15 protein-coding genes are annotated in these 17,934 nt (G+C 38.8%); 1 reads left to right on the top strand and 14 read right to left on the bottom strand.

Annotated elements, in window-relative coordinates:
• Nucleotides 1–46: 46 nt before the first annotated feature.
• The 9 genes from B9A18_RS17695 to B9A18_RS17655 form a co-directional block, all read right to left on the bottom strand.
• Complete coding sequence (locus B9A18_RS17695) at nt 47–2,866, bottom strand: TonB-dependent receptor (protein WP_084290885.1); 2,820 nt, start codon at nt 2,864–2,866, stop codon at nt 47–49.
• A 113-nt stretch (nt 2,867–2,979) separates the two neighbouring features.
• Nucleotides 2,980–3,504, bottom strand: coding sequence for an Mpo1 family 2-hydroxy fatty acid dioxygenase (locus B9A18_RS17690; RefSeq protein WP_084290884.1), 525 nt, complete (start codon nt 3,502–3,504; stop codon nt 2,980–2,982).
• Between the two features lie 84 nt (nt 3,505–3,588).
• Nucleotides 3,589–5,154, bottom strand: a complete 1,566-nt coding sequence (gene rny, locus B9A18_RS17685) for a ribonuclease Y (RefSeq protein WP_084290883.1) — start codon at nt 5,152–5,154, stop codon at nt 3,589–3,591.
• A gap of 357 nt (nt 5,155–5,511) precedes the next feature.
• On the bottom strand, nt 5,512–5,802 hold the full coding sequence (locus tag B9A18_RS17680; RefSeq protein WP_084290882.1) for a cell division protein ZapA: 291 nt from the start codon (nt 5,800–5,802) through the stop codon (nt 5,512–5,514).
• A gap of 31 nt (nt 5,803–5,833) precedes the next feature.
• Nucleotides 5,834–6,124, bottom strand: coding sequence for a hypothetical protein (locus tag B9A18_RS17675; RefSeq protein WP_084290881.1), 291 nt, complete (start codon nt 6,122–6,124; stop codon nt 5,834–5,836).
• A 20-nt stretch (nt 6,125–6,144) separates the two neighbouring features.
• The gene (pheT, locus tag B9A18_RS17670; RefSeq protein ID WP_084290880.1) at nt 6,145–8,544 is read right to left on the bottom strand and encodes a phenylalanine--tRNA ligase subunit beta; all 2,400 of its coding nucleotides are present in this window, start codon (nt 8,542–8,544) and stop codon (nt 6,145–6,147) included.
• A 60-nt stretch (nt 8,545–8,604) separates the two neighbouring features.
• A complete protein-coding gene (gene radC, locus B9A18_RS17665) occupies nt 8,605–9,303 on the bottom strand; it encodes a RadC family protein (RefSeq protein WP_084290879.1) in 699 nt (232 codons plus the stop codon).
• 80 nt (nt 9,304–9,383) lie between these two features.
• The gene (rpsT, locus tag B9A18_RS17660; RefSeq protein ID WP_084290878.1) at nt 9,384–9,638 is read right to left on the bottom strand and encodes a 30S ribosomal protein S20; all 255 of its coding nucleotides are present in this window, start codon (nt 9,636–9,638) and stop codon (nt 9,384–9,386) included.
• 221 nt (nt 9,639–9,859) lie between these two features.
• Nucleotides 9,860–10,600: a superoxide dismutase gene (locus B9A18_RS17655; RefSeq protein ID WP_084291013.1), complete on the bottom strand. Its 741-nt coding sequence runs from the start codon at nt 10,598–10,600 to the stop codon at nt 9,860–9,862.
• Nucleotides 10,601–10,751: 151 nt separating this feature from the next.
• On the opposite strand from B9A18_RS17655, the gene purN reads away from it, so the two are divergent.
• The gene (gene purN, locus B9A18_RS17650) at nt 10,752–11,330 is read left to right on the top strand and encodes a phosphoribosylglycinamide formyltransferase (protein WP_084290877.1); all 579 of its coding nucleotides are present in this window, start codon (nt 10,752–10,754) and stop codon (nt 11,328–11,330) included.
• A 9-nt stretch (nt 11,331–11,339) separates the two neighbouring features.
• Here the strand turns inward: purN and B9A18_RS17645 are convergent, their stop codons facing one another.
• The 5 genes from B9A18_RS17645 to B9A18_RS17625 form a co-directional block, all read right to left on the bottom strand.
• On the bottom strand, nt 11,340–12,407 hold the full coding sequence (locus tag B9A18_RS17645; RefSeq protein ID WP_084290876.1) for an SO2930 family diheme c-type cytochrome: 1,068 nt from the start codon (nt 12,405–12,407) through the stop codon (nt 11,340–11,342).
• Between the two features lie 11 nt (nt 12,408–12,418).
• Complete coding sequence (locus tag B9A18_RS17640; RefSeq protein ID WP_159452679.1) at nt 12,419–13,702, bottom strand: parallel beta-helix domain-containing protein; 1,284 nt, start codon at nt 13,700–13,702, stop codon at nt 12,419–12,421.
• A 1-nt stretch (nt 13,703) separates the two neighbouring features.
• Nucleotides 13,704–16,454: a TonB-dependent receptor gene (locus B9A18_RS17635; protein ID WP_084290874.1), complete on the bottom strand. Its 2,751-nt coding sequence runs from the start codon at nt 16,452–16,454 to the stop codon at nt 13,704–13,706.
• An 88-nt stretch (nt 16,455–16,542) separates the two neighbouring features.
• On the bottom strand, nt 16,543–17,439 hold the full coding sequence (locus tag B9A18_RS17630; RefSeq protein ID WP_084290873.1) for a LytTR family DNA-binding domain-containing protein: 897 nt from the start codon (nt 17,437–17,439) through the stop codon (nt 16,543–16,545).
• Nucleotides 17,440–17,647: 208 nt separating this feature from the next.
• Nucleotides 17,648–17,934: integrase core domain-containing protein (locus B9A18_RS17625; protein WP_144009535.1), on the bottom strand; the 287-nt coding region annotated here is incomplete at its 5' end.

Here is a 17,934-nt window from a genome sequence, read left to right as displayed (position 1 = left end):
CCTTAGATCATCAATAGGTTAAATAATTGTTAACTGATTTTTGATTTTAAAAGGTATAGCCCAAGCCTAGAGAGAAACCTACACCTCTTTTGTAATCCTTTACTGTCAGATCTTTCTCTACAATGTCTATCTGGCTCTTATCTCCTAATTCAACTTTATAAAGTGGGTTTAATATGTTTTCTACACCAACTTTTACATCCCATTTATCGCCAATTTTATTGTTCCAAATGAAATCCAGCTTACCAAAAGGTTTCTCATAATAGTGATCCAATCCATTTGTACCTACTGCATAAATACGTTCTCCATAAATATTATAAGCTAAGGTCATGGTGTTTTTCCATTTCTTACTAAATTCAGCCTCATACTTTATATCCGCATTAATCAACCATGGCGAAGCTCCCTGCAGCTTACGTTTACCACTGTTACCAGGCATTGCAGCAGTTTCAGTACTATTTTTAAGTCTGTCAATCGTCACTTCAGTAACCATCAATGAAGTGTTAAAGCCTACTGAGAAGTTTGAAAGTGATTCCGTTAATCTTTTTAATTCAAGTAAGAACTCTAATTCTGCCCCATACAAAATTGCTTTCTTAGAGTTGTTATAGGTAATCTGCAAACCACCACTGCCTGCTGATTGAACGAATAACCTTTCAATAGGGTCTTGTAAATACTTTGCAAAACCTGTTATGGCTAACATTTCTTTATTGGATGGAAACAATTCATATTTCACATCCAGGTTGTAATTCTTGCTATTGATCACGTTTGGATTACCATTTTCAATAGTTGCATCAGGGTTAACAAACTCCAGAGGGAATGCTTCCATAATTACTGGTTTCGTTAATGTTTTAGACGCTGAAATCCTGAAATTCGAATTGTCATTTAAAGCATATTTTAAATTCAGGGAAGGAAGGATGTCAAAGTTCTCTTTTACAATTTTCTCAAAAGGAGCATCAAAGCTTCCTGAGTTTCTGTACCTCGTTATTCTTTGCGACTGTTCAAATCTGGTACCTACATTTAAATTAGTTTTGTCACTTAACCTTAAAGCCAAATCTGCATACCCTGCATTAACTGCCTCTTGCATTCTTGCCTTATAAGTCGCGTTTGATCCATCTCTGTAAGTGAAACTGCCATCAGTGATTTCAGAAGAAAATTTAGCATCCGGCTGATTGGTATTAAAGATTACATTGTTTGAACCCATATTTTGAGAAACAAGGAATCTGAAAGTTGATTCCATTTTATTAAATGATCCATTGTAACCTAAAGAGAGTTTATGTGCTTTAGTTAAATCTTCATTTCCAAATTTCCAATTGTACTCTGCTAAGCCAGAAGCATAAAAGCTACCATCGAAATCCATGTATTGTCTAACTATGCTGTTACCGGTATAGTTTACTGAGCTGTTTTCATCATCAACACGTGAGCCTCTGAAGGATTTTCTATCAGGCAGTTCAAATTTTGTTTTCGAATAAGATACGCCTGCCTTTACACTATGTCTGTCGTCTTTAGTCAGTTTATAACCACCAGTAAGTTGAGCATTTAAAAAGTCCGTATTTTGCAACTGATTTAATCTGATAAAAGAATTATTTACAGTAGCCTGGCTATTGGTATAACCTAACTGATCCTGGATCATGTTCTCTGTGCTTTTAAGATAAAAAGCATTCACTCCTAAGTTTAAGCGTTCCGTCCTGTAGTTGATTGCACCCAACACAGATGAGTTCGTAGAGAACTTGTACTTGGTAGTGTATAGATTATTATCATAATTTCCCTGAGCGGTATTGAAAAATCTATCTACACCCTCTCTTACCTGGAAATTGTTATCGAAATTTACAGACACAAGGTATTGCAGATAACGCTGATTTTGAAGATTAATTTTTTGAGTATGCAAAATACCAAAGCTGCTATTCAAAGGAGCTGTTTTTTCCTCTACATCAAAACCAGAACCAAACTGTGTATTGGCCTCATCCGGTGTCATGGTGTAAGCGCCAGGAACCTTACCAACTACCTTAGGAAGGTCACGCTCATTTCCTGAGAAACCTACAAAATCACTAAAGGAATTGGCGTCTTTAGAAATCAGGAACTTCCTGAAGTTGTTATTGGTTGTAAAGCTAGTTCCTATATTAATCTTAGTTAGGCTTTTCTCTCCTTTGGCGGTAACAATATTAAATGTACCCCCTGCGAAATCACCATATAAACCTGAGTTAAAGGTTTTATAAGTTTCCAATACACTTACGATATCTGTTGGAAACAAATCCAAAGGAATAATCTTTTTGAACGGGTTATTTGAAGGAACCGCCAGACCGTTAATCAATAGATTATTGTATCTGTCTTCCAAACCACGTACAAATAGACCTCTACCGTCTACCTTTGTGATACCTGTAATCTTAGTCAATCCTTCCTCAACATCGCTTACGCCTTTTCTCGACATTTCCTGTATGCCGATACCCTGCTTGATCTCTGTTGAGTTTTTTTGATTCATAAGAATAGCAGTTTGTGTTTCTCTGCTCGCCTGTCCAGTCACAACCACTTCATTCAGTTTTTGTGAATTAGACTCTTCCATGATCAAATCTACCGAAGTAGTTCCCGTACCGGTTACTTCAACATCAGCGATGCTCTTAGTGGTATAACCAACATAAGAAGCTTCGATAGTATATTTACCTGCTGTTAATGCACTTATTACGTAGCGTCCTTCTACATCAGTAGAGGAGCCTTTTGTAGTACCCTTGATTTTTACCGTTACACCGATCAGTGTTTCACCCGTCTTCTTATCAGATATCTTACCTGAAATTTTTCCCGTTTGTGCAAATACTGTTGCGCTAATAATTACGAATAGTACAGTAATTATTGCTCTTTTAAGGTTTAGTTGTGATTTCAATTTTGCCGTATATTAATTTCCAGCAAAGTTATTACCACAATGTTAGCCCTATGTTAGCGCTAAATTACCATTCGTTTACCAACGTGTTAATTCTATGTTAAGTGCTATTAAGATCAGTATCTTAGCCCCACTTTTTTACAAATAAAGTGTAATAACCAAATTGGGCCGATTAACAAGAACTTAACATCTTCTAAAAATGAGGGCTTCTTTCCTTCGATTTTATGACCTATGAATTGACCTATCCAGGCTACTACAAAAATCACTGCACAAACTAACCAAAATGCAGGTCCACCAGCTGTCTGCCAGTATTCTAGCTGAACGATGAAGTAACTCATCAAACTTATTACCCATAGCATTAGAAAGGACAAAACAGGTGATAAGGTGAAGTAATAATATAAAGAAAAAGCGATCAGAAAGGATGCCCAGTTTAAAAACCCGTTATACTTCCCTAAAAATTCAAGGTGAGGAAAAGGGATGGCCCATACCAGCCCCAATAAGCTAAACACAATTAACGGGACACAAATCCAATGAATGATTTCATTGGTATGGTTCTGATGACTTTCTGCATATTTATCAAAAAGTACATCAACCTTGCTTTTACTTTCAATCGCCATTGCCTTATTTTGATCCTTCTTCATGTTATGGTAGTTTTCTTTGTAAAAATAGAAAAAGCGGTAGACTAATCTACCGCTTTTATGAAATACAACAATTTTGTTGCGCTTTTACTTTGCAAATGAAACCGATCTGGTTTCTCTGATTACCGTAACTTTAATCTGTCCCGGATAAGTCATCTCTGTCTGTATACGATTAGAGATATCAGCAGCTAACAATTCAGCTTGCTGATCAGTTACTCTTTCACTTTCAACTACCACACGTAGCTCTCTACCTGCTTGTATAGCGAAAGTTTTCTCTACACCTGGGTAAGAAAGGGCTAACTCTTCCAGTTCTTTTAAACGTTTGATATAGCTTTCTACAACTTCACGACGTGCACCTGGACGGGCACCTGAAATCGCATCACAAGCCTGAATAATCGGCGAGATCATTGAAGTCATTTCTATCTCGTCATGGTGAGCACCAATAGCATTACAAATTTCAGGATGCTCCTTATATTTTTCAGCCAGTTGCATACCAAGGATTGCGTGTGGCAATTCCGGGTTATCATCAGGCACTTTACCTATATCATGTAATAAACCAGCACGTTTCGCCATTTTAGCGTTTAAGCCTAGCTCAGCAGCCATAGTAGCACAGAAATTAGCTACCTCACGTGAGTGATGTAACAAGTTCTGACCATACGACGAACGGTAACGCATACGTCCTACCATCCTGATTAACTCAGGGTGCAGACCATGGATACCCAGATCAATCACTGTACGCTCGCCAATCTCAACAATCTCATCTTCGATCTGCTTCTTGGTTTTAGCTACAACCTCTTCAATACGTGCAGGGTGAATCCTGCCATCAGTTACCAAACGGTGTAATGCTAAACGGGCAATCTCTCTTCTTACCGGATCAAATCCTGATAAGATAATCGCCTCAGGGGTATCATCCACAATGATCTCAATACCTGTAGCAGCTTCAAGGGCACGAATGTTACGGCCTTCTCTACCAATTACACGACCTTTGATCTCATCACTTTCGATATGAAAGATAGAAACAGTGTTCTCAATAGCAGCCTCAACAGCAGTACGCTGTATCGTCTGAATTACCACTTTCTTAGCTTCTTTAGTTGCAGTAAGCTTAGCTTCATCTACAATATCTTTCACCTGAATCATAGCCTGCGTACGCGCTTCCTGCTTCATGCTATCGATCAATTGGTTTTTAGCTTCATCAGCGCTCAGGCCAGCAATAGTTTCCAATTGCATAACATGTTGATTCTTTAAAACATCAACTTCTTCCTGTTTCTTTACAGCCAGCTCAGTTTGTTTTTCCAGGTTCTTTTTGTGGTTATCAAGTTCCTGTTCTTTTTTGTTATAGTTCTCTAAACGCTGATTGATGCTTTGCTCCTTTTGCTTGATGGCATTTTCGCGTTGGTTGATCTGGTTGTTTTTGCTATTTACTTCTTGCTCATGTTCAGATTTCAATTGCAGAAACTTCTCCTTTGCTTCAAGTAAGCGGTCCTTTTTTAAAATCTCGGCTTTGCTTTCTGCGTCTTTAAGCATTTTCTTCACCTTCGTCTGGGCCGCAATCTCCTGCGTTTTTAGCAGGTTTCTCAGCAGGTATCTCCCTACCAGCACGCCGACAACGGCGCCGACCACCAGGCCGATCAATACATATCCTATTATATCCATTCTCTATTTTTATTTATTGTTTAATCAGATACAATCTTTATGATTTTTATCAACCCCTTCGGGATGTTGATCCTATCTGATTATTTTTCTCGTTAATTTATCTTTGTTTGTTTTGGTTACAAAACCATAAAAATGGTTTCAAAAAAAAACCGCAACTAAATTTATCAAGCCCCAAGTTTTAAAAACCTCAACTAATTATAATTAGGATTTGAGTCATTTTCAGGTACATAAATGCAAATGAAATACACCCTCTTAATCCTATAAATATTGAAGTGTTAAGTTTTAAAAATAGTGAAACTCAAAAACGTAGCTGCGGCTATATCTTCGTGCTAATCTTAACTTATATAAAGAACGTACTTATTTTGTAAAAAATCCGTTTAATAAACTATCCAATTCCTCCACCTTCTCGGCAACAGCAGTGTCCTGATTCTGGACTTTGTTCTCTACCCTCAATACTGCCGTTGCATAATGCAGTACTGCCATAGATAGCAAATCCTGTTTATCTCTAACCGCATAATTTTCCTGATAGTCCTTTATGCGCTCATTAATAATCTTGGCTGCCCGCCTTACAATTTCTTCCTCTTCCGTACTAACCTTTAAGGGATATATACGATCGGAAATAGTTATTTTTATCGAGATTTCTCCCATTTCTTAGCTTTGTTTCACTTTTAGGTACTACTTATTTTTTAAGTAATACAACACACTTGTCTATTTCACGCACAAAATCGTTAATTTTTTGCTTTATATCAAGTGTCTTTTCACTTGTGCCTTCGATACTTTTCGCCAACTTCAACACCCTAAGCTTTTCTTCAAGGTCCGAATTCTTTGTCTTCGCTTTATCAAATGCACTTTTTACTGATTCATTTTCCAGCTTAAGCAGCTCATTTTCTTCTTGCAAGGCACTACAAAGCTCCATTAAGCGGGTAGTTTTATGCAATACTGAGGTTAATTGATCTGCAACTGATGACATGAATAATATATTTTTATTTCTTACTTTCTAATTTCTGCTTTTACTGTTTGTGCTAAGTTATGAATAATCTTTTGCATAACTGCATCAATTTGCTTATCGGTTAAGGTTTGCTCCTCATCCTGAATGGTAAAATTCAACGCGTATGACTTCTTACCTTCAGGTAATTTATCGCCAACATACACATCAAATACCTGCACATTTTTAATCAATTTTTTCTCTGATTTAAATGCAACGGTTTTTAAAGCATCAAAAGTAACTGCTGTATCTACCAACATCGACAAGTCTCTTCTTACCGCTGGGTATTTAGACACCTCCTTGTTAACAATCTTGTTCTTCCTTACCATATCCAGTAACAAAGCCCAGTCAAAGTCTGCATAATAAACATCCTTATCCACATCAGCTTTCTTCTTATCCGCAGTCGTTGCCGCACCAAAGCTCACAATTACTTTATCTCCTCTGAAATACTTCAATCCGAAAGCAAAGCTCTCGTCATTTACTTCATCAGATTGATAACCGGTAATACCCAGGCGGCCGATGATTGCATCCACTGCAGCTTTTAAATGATAAAAGCTAACCGATGTTGGCTTTTGGTTCCACTGCTCAGTCTGGTTGCTACCAGAAAGCAATACCAATAGACGCGGACGCTCTACATACTTCTCATTAATCAGGTGATAAGTCTTACCAAATTCATAAAACTTAATATCAGCAGTCTTCCTGTTCTGATTGTAAGCAACACTTTCTAAAGCTGGCATTAACAACTCCTGACGCATCACATTCAAATCCGAACTTAATGGATTTAAGATCTGTACAGCTTCTTCAGGATTTTTTGAATAAACACCTTTGGTTAAAGAATTACACCAAATCTCTAAAAAGCCATTTGCTGTTAGCATATCAGCAATAACATGTTGAGTTTGCTCTTTATCAGGTTTCGAACTATAAGACAAAGAAGCATTTATTTTACTTGGAATTTCAATATTGTTGTAACCATAAATCCTAAGCACTTCTTCAGTAATGTCGCACTCACGTGTTACATCCACTTTAAAAGCAGGGACTTTCAGGCTCAGGCCCTCAGCAGTTTCAGCAACTACTTCGATGCCCAATGCAACAATAATAGCTTTAATCTCTTCCGCAGGGATTTCAGCACCAATTAATTTAGTAATATTTTGATAGCTTACTGCTACATCAAAAGCTTGTACCGGATTAGGGTAAAGGTCGGATACCGAAGAGGCAATCGTTCCACCACCTAGCTCAGCGATCAACAATGCTGCGCGTTTTAAAGCTACAACAGTCATATCAGGATCAGTACCACGCTCAAACCTGAATGAAGCATCAGTTTTTAAACCGTGTCTTTTCGAAGTTTTACGTACCGATACTGCATTAAAATAAGCACTCTCTAAAAAGATATTAGTAGTGCTCTCGCTTACGCCCGAGCTTTTACCACCAAAAACGCCGGCAATACACATCGGTTCTTCAGCATTGCAGATCATCAGATCTTCTGATGAAAGCTTACGCTCTACACCATCAAGCGTTACAAAAAGAGTTCCTTCTGCACATTTCTTAACCCTTACCTCTCCTCCTTTGATCTGATCTGCATCAAAAGCATGCAATGGCACACCCAGATCGTGTAAAACATAATTGGTAATATCTACAATATTGTTAATCGGTCTGATACCGATCACTTTCAATTTATCTTGCAACCAGTCTGGCGAAGCCTTAACAGTAACACCGCTAATGGTAACACTGCTATACCTAGGACAAGCCTCTGTATCTTCAACCTTTACATCGATTTGTAAATCTTCGTTATCAGTTTTAAAGCCCGAAATATCAGGCATCTGTATATTAGTACGGAAATAAGCAGCTAAATCTCTCGCTACACCTAAATGTGATGCAGCATCAGCTCTGTTTGGTGTAAGGCCAATTTCAAAAAGGTAATCATCTTCCAATTTAAAATAAGCTTTCGCTGTTGTGCCCACTACAGTGTCTTCAGGAAGAACCATAATACCATCATGAGAAACGCCTAAGCCAATCTCATCTTCAGCACAGATCATCCCTACAGATTCTTCTCCTCTTATTTTTGACTTATTGATTTTGAAAGGCTCGCCTGAATTCGGATATACGGTAGTACCAACAGTTGCCACTACAACCTTCTGGCCCTGGGCTACATTGGGTGCACCACAAACAACCTGTAAAACTTCAGGTCCACCTACATTTATAGTCGTTACGCGTAGGCGATCAGCATTTGGATGCTGCACGCAGCTCAACACATGACCTACTACCAATCCATCCAGACCACCTGCAACAGGTTGTACTGTTTCCAGGCTTTCCACCTCTAAACCTATATTGGTTAATATCAAAGATAGTTCCTGTGGTGTTTTATCTGTTTGAATGAATTGTTTTAGCCAGTTGTATGATATCTTCATTTTTATTCTATAAAACGCAAAGATATTATTTTAATGCTGAAAGCAGAAAGCTATGGGCATCTAAATTAAACCTGCATCTCCAAAGCTATAAAATAATTTATCTGTAATAATTAAATGATCCAGTACGTTTAGATCGAGTACTCTGCCAGCTTCAACCATTTTCTTAGTCATGTTGATATCCTGTTGACTGGGCTTCAAATTCCCGGAAGGATGATTGTGTGCCAGAATCACATAAGTAGCATTATGCTCCAGTGCGGTTTTAAAAATAACTTTCGGATCTGCTACTGTTCCTGTCACCCCACCCTTACTGATTGGCTGTTTGCCAATCACATAATTGGCGCGATTCAGCATCAATATCCAAAACTCTTCATGGTTCAAATCTGCAAACACAGGCAACAAGATCTCGAAGGCCTCTGTGGCTGTAGTTATCCTATCGAGCTCAGCTCCTGCGGTTTCTTTCCTCCTTCTTCCAAGTTCCAGTGCGGCAACGATAGAGAGCGCTTTAGCTTCACCAATTCCTTTAAATTTAGAAAGATCCTTTACCGAAGCTTTTCCCAGCGCATCCAGATCATTGTTATAAAATGACAGAATCCGTTTACTGAGGTCTACCGCCGTTTCATTTTTACTACCGGAGCCAACTAAAATAGCGATCAGCTCTGCATCAGTAAGGTGCCTGCGGCCATTAAGTAATAGCTTTTCACGGGGCCTGTCAGCTTCTGCCCAAAATTTTATGCCAATCTTCTCCTGGTAAGGGTTCATCTTTACAAGTTCAAATTTTTGAACAAAAAAAAACGGGATATGCGTTAGCACATCCCGTTTATAATATTGTAAAGCTATGTTTATTTTAAGCCATTAACAAATTTAGTCAACTTAGATTTGTTGTTAGCTGCTTTGTTTTTATGGATAACATTCTTTTTGGCTAAACGATCTAGCATAGAAACTACTTTAGGAAGTAATTCTAATCCAGTTTTTTTATCTTCAGCAGCACGCAATCTTTTGATAAACGTACGTGTTGTTTTTGCCTGATATCTGTTACGTAAACGTTTAGTTGCGTTTGCTCTAATTCTTTTTAATGAAGATTTATGATTTGCCATTTTTTGTTATTAAAGTATTTTATAGTTAGAGCAATGCTCTGTTTTTCTTTCTTTTTTCGGACTGCAAATATAGAACTAATGTTTTTAAATTACAAAAGCATTATGCAAATATTTTTTACATAATTGCTTTTTGTCCAATTATTTCAGACAAAGGTATAATTTCTGCTGGTTTTAAACTCAAATCTAAAGAAAGGTTTATTGCTTCCTCGCTTACCGGGCTCCTATGCTAACCTTTTGCCCACCACATCCCAATCCACCACATTCCACCAATTGGCAATATAGTCTGCCCGCTTATTCTGATATTTAAGATAATAAGCATGCTCCCACACATCCAGTCCCAACAAAGGCACTCCCTTTATTTCGGCGTTATCAAATAAAGGGTTATCCTGGTTGGCAGTCGAGGTGATCTTTAAAGTCCCCTTATCATTCACCAACCATGCCCAGCCCGAGCCAAAGCGCGATGCCGCGGCAGCCGAGAACAGCTCCTTAAATTTATCTACCGAACCAAATGCCTTAACGATACCTTCTTTTAATTTCCCTTGAGGTCCGCCTGAAGGACCGTGCTTTAAAGTCTCAAAAAAGAAATTGTGGTTCCAGGCACCTCCACCATTGTTGCGTGCCTTAGCCGAAAGCTTTGAGGCATTGTCGAAAAACTCCTTCATTGTTGAATAAGGAATATTCTCGGCAGCAATAGCGTCATTTACATTTTTAATATAAGCGGTATGATGCTTGGTATAGTGGATTTCCATGGTAAGCGCATCAATGTATGGCTCCATAGCACTATAGGTATATTTCAAAGGGAATTGCGTAAACTTCAAGGGAGCAAGACCTGAACCTTTTTCATCAGTTACTGCAGCGGCCATTGCGGCCTCTCCACCCAATAAAATCGGGGTTCCAATAGCAATCGCCAATGAAGCAGTCAAAGTATTCTTAATAAAATCCCTTCGGGTATTTGATTCCATAATTAAGCTATTTTTATAAGGTTTAAATAATATAACTTCATTTAACACAAAATGTTCTCTCCTCCTTACCATTTTTTACAAAGCCTGAACAATTACACTTGATAGTTATTATTTTTTATCTTTGACCTCAAATAAACCCAACGGAAACCTCATGAAGAAGCGCATCGCCATATTTGCCTCAGGATCAGGATCAAATGCTCAAAAAATAATGGAGCACTTTAAAAAGAGCACAGAAGTCGAAATCGCTTTGGTGCTAACCAATAATCCTGATGCTTACGTTTTACAACGGGCAGATAATTTCGAAATCCCTTCTCATGTGTTCGACAGACATGAATTTTATCAGACAGACAACATCATCGATCTTTTAAAAAATCTGGAGATTGATCTGATTGTGCTTGCCGGCTTCTTGTGGTTGATTCCCAAAAATCTCATTGTCGAATACCCAGGTCGTATTGTCAATATTCATCCTGCTATTTTACCTAAGTTTGGTGGAAAAGGTATGTATGGCGACAATGTTCACAATGCCGTAATGGAAGCTGGAGAAGCCGAAGGAGGCATTACCATACATTATGTAGATGAAAATTACGATGAAGGAGAATACATTTACCAGGCTAAGTACCGCATCGACAAAGGCGATAATCTGGAGATGGTCAAATTCAAAGGGCAACAACTGGAACACCTGCATTACCCTCGAATTGTGGAGACTCTCCTGAAAAAAATAAAAAAGTAAAGCGAAGAATTACTTCGCCATACTGTTTATCCAATCCCGGATTAATTGGATTCCTTCTTTATGTGGCAATGTCCTTGCCAGCTCAGGCATTGCTGTACCGGGCTCTGTGCTATTCATCCTATAGGCCAAAATAGAATGTTCAGCATCCCCTGGTATAATATCATAATCTAATCCCCCAGCACCTCCTCCGGCAGATACAGGTGCTTTTTTAATACCCAGATGATTAGGATTCGTTTGTTCATACTCTAAAAATAAACCTGTATTATAAGCATCGCCTCCCTTAGTATGGCAATGCGCACAATTGATATCAAGGTATGCCCTGGCCCGCTGCTCCAGACTAAAACGTTTTGCATCCGCCCAGTCAGGCAGCTGTGGTACTCCTCCCCCTTCTGGTAAGCCCTTTAATACTCCTTTCGCAGCCCAGGCTTTAAGCTGATTAGTGCTTTGTCCCCTAACAACAACATTAAGGTTTCTTGCCTTCGGTCCAATCGGAATCAAAGCATCATCTTTAATGTGACAACGCTTGCAGTCGTTCGTATTAGGTACCTGATAATTAGTCAATAGCTTATTCCCATTATTATCAAGCAATTCAATTGGAATCTTCGCTCCTGTGATGTGCTTGACAGCCTCCGTCTGTTCCTTATTCCATAAATAATCCATCACCTTCCAGTTTTTATCCCCCGGATCTTTAACCAGCAATCGGGTTTCGATCATGATCTTTTCGTGATTCACATTGGTATAAGCAAAGTTCTTAATGATGATCGTTCCTTCAGGAAAATCAAGCGCTCCCTCATTGGTATAATTCATTGCTAACCCTTCAGGCAATACGATGAAACGATCTTTGATGGCATAATCTGTAAACAACGCGGTGCTGATGTCATAAGGCAAAACACCTTCCCTGGCTTCCAATTTATTCAGCTTATTTTTGAAAAAGCCATAATCAGACAGCTTTTCCTTAAACACAAAAGCATTGTCGTGGCCACTTTGACCAGATTTGTTTTTGCAACCCTGACCACCGATCAGGGAAGCTGAGATGCAGAAAAAAAGAAGAATTCCTAAAATATAAGTTGTGCGCATTTATACTAAGTTTACTTGCAGAGATAAGGAGTGATGTCGGTATTAGGTTTCCAGTTTTTAGGGTTACTGATGTTTAAAAAGTCGGCGTTTACAAACAGGTTATCTCCCGTCTGCTTAATGCAAATACCATCAGGATTAACCCCGGTTCCTTTTGTTAATATATTGTTGGAGATACCATCATACATAATAAAAGGAATACGCTTATTTTTCCTCGAAGGATCGCTGGCGTTCAATTGCTGCTCAACGGCCACCAGGATTTTACCAATACGATGTTCATAAGCCGGCTCAGGAAATGCAGTTCCCATTTCTATCGTATTATCGTGAATCTTGATGTTTTTAGAAATTGGCGAATAATTGGCATTTATTTTTTCTGCGGCTTTATCATCAACCGCAAAGCCAGAAGCAATCGTAATTGCCGAACTGTTGTTATTAATGATCCGGTTATTATAAATTTCAATATCCGAGGCTGCTAATATAATAACACCACTACCAGGCGATGCATTACCTACACCCCAGGAGGTTCCAAAACTACCTGCCTTTGCAAAATTCCTGAAATTATTATCGTGGATGTAATTATTATAAGCCTTAACATGCCCCCCTTTCTTAGAAAGATCCGGCAGATCGAAAATCAGAAAACCCGCTGTATTGTTATAAAATTCATTGTCGTACACCTGAGCATTGGAAGTATTTTCAATTTCACAACCCGCAACATTTTTAGCCGCTTTACACTTTCTTACAATAGCACTATCCGTCTGCCCCACATAAATACCTGCATCCGAAGATCCTTCGGTATAACAGTTTTCTATCAAGACATTTTTACACATCACCGGATAAATGGCGTAGCCTCCACTGGTTGAATCAGCCTTACTCCAAACCGCATGCAGATTGGTTACTGTTACATCACGGCTTTTATTGATCTTCAGCAAATCGCCTTTTGAATCGCGAATCATCATCCCGTCGATAGTAAAACCTTTAACATCGGTTACCCTGATGCCTTCCCCGCCCTGACTTTGTTCTTTAAAATCAAGAATGGTTTTATCGTAGCCCTCGCCCTGGATCAGAATGTGATTTACCTGAGCAATACTTAAGTTATCGAATTTATAAGTGCCTTGTTTTAATATAATCTGCGTGCTGTCTTTTAAGGATAAAAAGGCTTCAGCAATTTTCTGCTCTTCTCCAGGCTTAAAGGTTAAGGTAGTTTTATAGCTTCCTTCTTTCAAAGACCTATTCCCCACACAAGAGGAAAGGGAGGCAGCAACAACAAAGATGATTAATAATGAAGATATTGATTTCATGTTAAAGAATGTTATAGGCATAAGTTACATAGTATACAGCGCCAATATTTGGGTTGGCAATCCCTGTTGAATAGTATCTGTTGGTTATATTTGTGGCGCCCAACCTAATTCCTGAGCGCGCCTTAATAAGTTTATAACTTACCTGAGCATCTATAACAGCCGAGCTAGGTACTTGCCCTTCAGCTAAACCACCTGAGACAACATAGAAATAACCTGGTTTATAACGCAGGGTGGTTCCGAATGACCACTGTTGTTTCTTCCCGAAACCACTGTTACCAAAATCCACATTAACGTGATAGTCCGGCGTATTAAAGTTATTCACCTGACTGTTGTTTTTGTTCTTGATGTGGTCCGAGTAGTAATTAACCTTAGCCATAAAGTTGTGCGACAAGTCGACACTAACACTTGCGGCATAACCATAAGTATTTACACTTTGTCCGCCATTAAAGGCGATGTTATATTGCACATAGGTATTGTGATCTTTAAATGCGTTTACATCATCGGTCCCTGGTGTATTTGCAACATTCGCGTAGCCAATAAAGTTCTTCCAGGTAGAGTAATACCCCAGCACATCAAACATAACACGCTTTCCAATTAATGCTGCGTACCCCAATTCAAAGGCATTTACCGATTGTGGTTTAATATCATTGTATTCGAACCTTTTTAAATCAGAAGCATTACCAGAGTCCTGAAAGTCACTCACACTTTCCAGCGTATATGGTGGATATTTATTAAATTGATAATTGTCATTTAGCAATAAAGAAGATCCGCCTGAAGAATAGCTGTTAGTCCCATTAAGCGTATTTTGCAAAGCCTGAATATTTGAAGGGAAGCTATAAGCATTTTGGTAAGAAAAGCGGATAAAATTCTCTTTAATGAATTCGTATACCGCTGAAGCTCTTGAAGTCACTTTAGGTGAGGCAAACAAAGTATTCTTATCATACCTGAAAGAAGTACTCAAACTTAATTGGTCTGCCGCCACTTTTTTTGCCAGCTGAACATAGGCACTATACTCCTTTACATTGATAGGCTTGCCTTTGTCGGGGAATAAAGTGTTTTTACTGTTTAAACTGTATAAACGCCAGTTCACGCCACCAATCACACTCATAAACTTCACCAGATCTGTAAAGTTATATTGTGCTTCAGCATTGTATAATTTACTACGATCAAGGAATAAAGTACCACCCTCAGAGATAGGCGTATTAGAGATTTTCTCTTTTAATGCATTAAACTCCGGGGAGCCCAGTTCGGCACGTCCCTGATCAGCAAAAGCCCGGGCAGCTAAATGGGCTTCATTTAGGGGAGCTCCTCCTGCAAGCGAAGCAAGCAAAGCACCGGTATATTCCGGATACCAGCCGCCCACATTACCATCATAACTAGTTTTCCAGCCTTCATTAATCAACTGAGCCGTAGGTCCGGCAATGATCGTTCTACCCGAATTTTCTGAAGTCGTATAAGCCCGTACAAACCAGTTTTCACTCCTCACCTCCGCTCTATACTGACCAACCTTAAAGTCTTTAATCTGATATCGGGTATCATTAGTATATACAATATTCCCGGTACCATAGGTTCCTGATACTATCGCTTCCAGCCTGGAATTGATCTTATACCTTAATTCGGCATTTACTTTAAGCAACTGGGCTTTATTATCCAGATAACCATACTCAGGATAACCTGTTCTGGCAACATAATTCGGCTTCACAAGCAATGGGTCAATAAGTGGAGCGAGTGATGGATCACCTGCAAGTGCCCCTTGCAAAAACGGATTGATGTCAACACTGGTAGCTCCTCCATAAAAATTCGCCCCGTTATAATTTGGGTCTGTAAATCTTGTTCCAGGACCATTTTTATTGGCACTATCCGTGGCTACCCAATCGTTTGCCCGTGTATATTGCCCATTAACTTTAAAGGCCAGTTTCTCATTGATCTTTTTAGCATATCGGATTGTCCAATCGTAATAGGGCGAAGCGCTTACCGGATCATAATCTCTGCTATTTTTAACGTGGTTCACACCCTGGGTAACCAATACGCTTAAGCCCTGATATTTAAAAGGATTCTTTCCTGTCATCACCATAGTTCCATTTAATCCTCTGGAACCATATAGCGCAGATGATGCACCTGAAAGCAACTCTACATTATCCACATCTAGCTGCGTTAAACTAATGGCAGAACCTAAGGGAAAGTTAAGCCCCGGTGCCTGGTTATCCATTCCATCAACAATTTGGGTAAAATTCGTATTACCACTGGTGTTAAATCCCCGGGTAGAGATACTGGTAAAACCAATACTGGACACGGTTACATCGACCCCTCTAAGTCCCTGAATCATGTCCATATAATTCAGCTGAGGCGAATTACTGATTTCCTTACTGCCAAGCTGCTCAATGGTCACCGGCGATGATAATTTCTTCTGCACCATCCTGCTTGCGGAGACGACTACTTCCTGCCCTAATATGGAAGTTGGATTGAGCATCACCTCAACTGCGGCAGAACTACTTGCTACATTAACCTCTTTAGTTTCATAACCAATAGAGGAAAGGATCAGCACAAGGGGAAATTTCTTTTTAATGGTCAATTGAAACCTTCCACGATCATCTGTGTAAGTGCCTTCCGAAGAATTTTTAACATGAACAGATACCGCCGGAGCACCTTCTAGTGTGGCGCTGTTCTTAATCGTCCCTTTAATCACCTGGGCATTTAAACTGCCGAATGAAAAGAGCGAAAGAATCAATAAAAATAGTCGGGTTACTTTCATTGTGTTTGGTTTTGGTTTATGATTACTTGATGCAATATAAATCACAAAATCATCCTTACACGATGACAAACAGCTGTTTGGGATGAAACTAGGCTATAATGGGGTGAATGGACTGATGGTATGCCTCAAACTTTTTTTGATGTGAGGCCGATACCGGAATCTGTAAATCGGGCAGTGGATCAAACTGAAGTATATATCCCTTATTGGTCTTTCTGGAAGAAGAAAGCGCTCTAATATTAATGGTGTATGATCTGTGAACCCTAATCAATCCAGCGTAATTACAGGTTGATTCAATCTTTTTTAGCGTAGTGCGGATCAGTTCAGTTTTCACCTCTCCCCCTAACAGATAATGAACATCAACATAGTTATCTTCAGATTTAAAGAACAGAATATTATTGGGATGAAGGGTTAAAATGATCTTTCCATTTTCATCGCCAATAAGCAGGTTATCTGAAAGCTGCCTGGGCTCGGTCGCTACCTGAGAAAGGTTATGCGCCAGGGTATATTGTTGTGCACCAAATAAAATGAGTAAAGAAATAGCATATGGAGGAATAGCAATTAATAAAACATAACTGAATGTATCCAGGTAATTATATAGCGTAAAATCCGGATGATTATCTAAAATCCAATCGCAGGCCAGTATCCCAAATGTTAAAATCATGATCTCTCCAATAAAAAAAAAGAAATATTGTCCGTAAGTAAGCTGCTGCAATCTTAGCCATTTACGTAAACCAAACTGGGTAAACAGAAGTGTCAGGGTTCCGGCAAGGGAAAAGGTACTGAAGATCTTAAACAGGGTAAGTTTGCTTACGTCATACCATCTGTTGATGTTAAAAGGCACAAATGTATACATAAAAAGCAGACTGATTACCGTAACAATTATGGTAAAAATAATTTTATTAGCCCTGGTGTTCAGTAATGAAAAGCGGCTTTCCAAGACAGTTTTAAAGAAGGAATTAGCCATAAAAGATGTTGTTGCCGGCATAAGGTATATTTGGATGCTTTGATGAAATTAAACATTTTTTGTGTTAACCATTATACTGAATAGAAAAATATAAAGTAATTTTAGTAAACTCGCAAAAATTTTAAAGCAAAAACAAGGATATAAACTTGGCTTTATTGTCGCGTCCTAAAAAAACTATACACCTGGTCTGATACGGGTTTTACTTTACAGTTTTGAGAGGGGTTAATAATTATAAAATTAATTGTTTTTCTTTAGTTCTATTATACTTTTTTCTACAGTTTTTCCACCGCTTAATTAACGGTTGTTCAGTAGTATGAGCAATTACTGGTGTGAGATAATCGCAACTCATATGTGGACGAAGATGATTATAAGAGTCAATGCTTTTAGCAACCTCATGCATCGCTTGACTCCTGGATTGAAAAATACGATTAAGCTTAAATTCTGTTTTGAGAATCCCATTTATCCTTTCGGCTATGGGGTTCTCATAAGCTTCTCCGTTTTCAGTCATACTGATAG

Source organism: Pedobacter nyackensis, assembly GCF_900176505.1.
GTDB lineage: Bacteria > Bacteroidota > Bacteroidia > Sphingobacteriales > Sphingobacteriaceae > Pedobacter > Pedobacter nyackensis.
The sequence above is the reverse complement of the archived record's forward strand: the minus strand, read 5'-3'. Positions and strand labels throughout refer to the sequence as shown.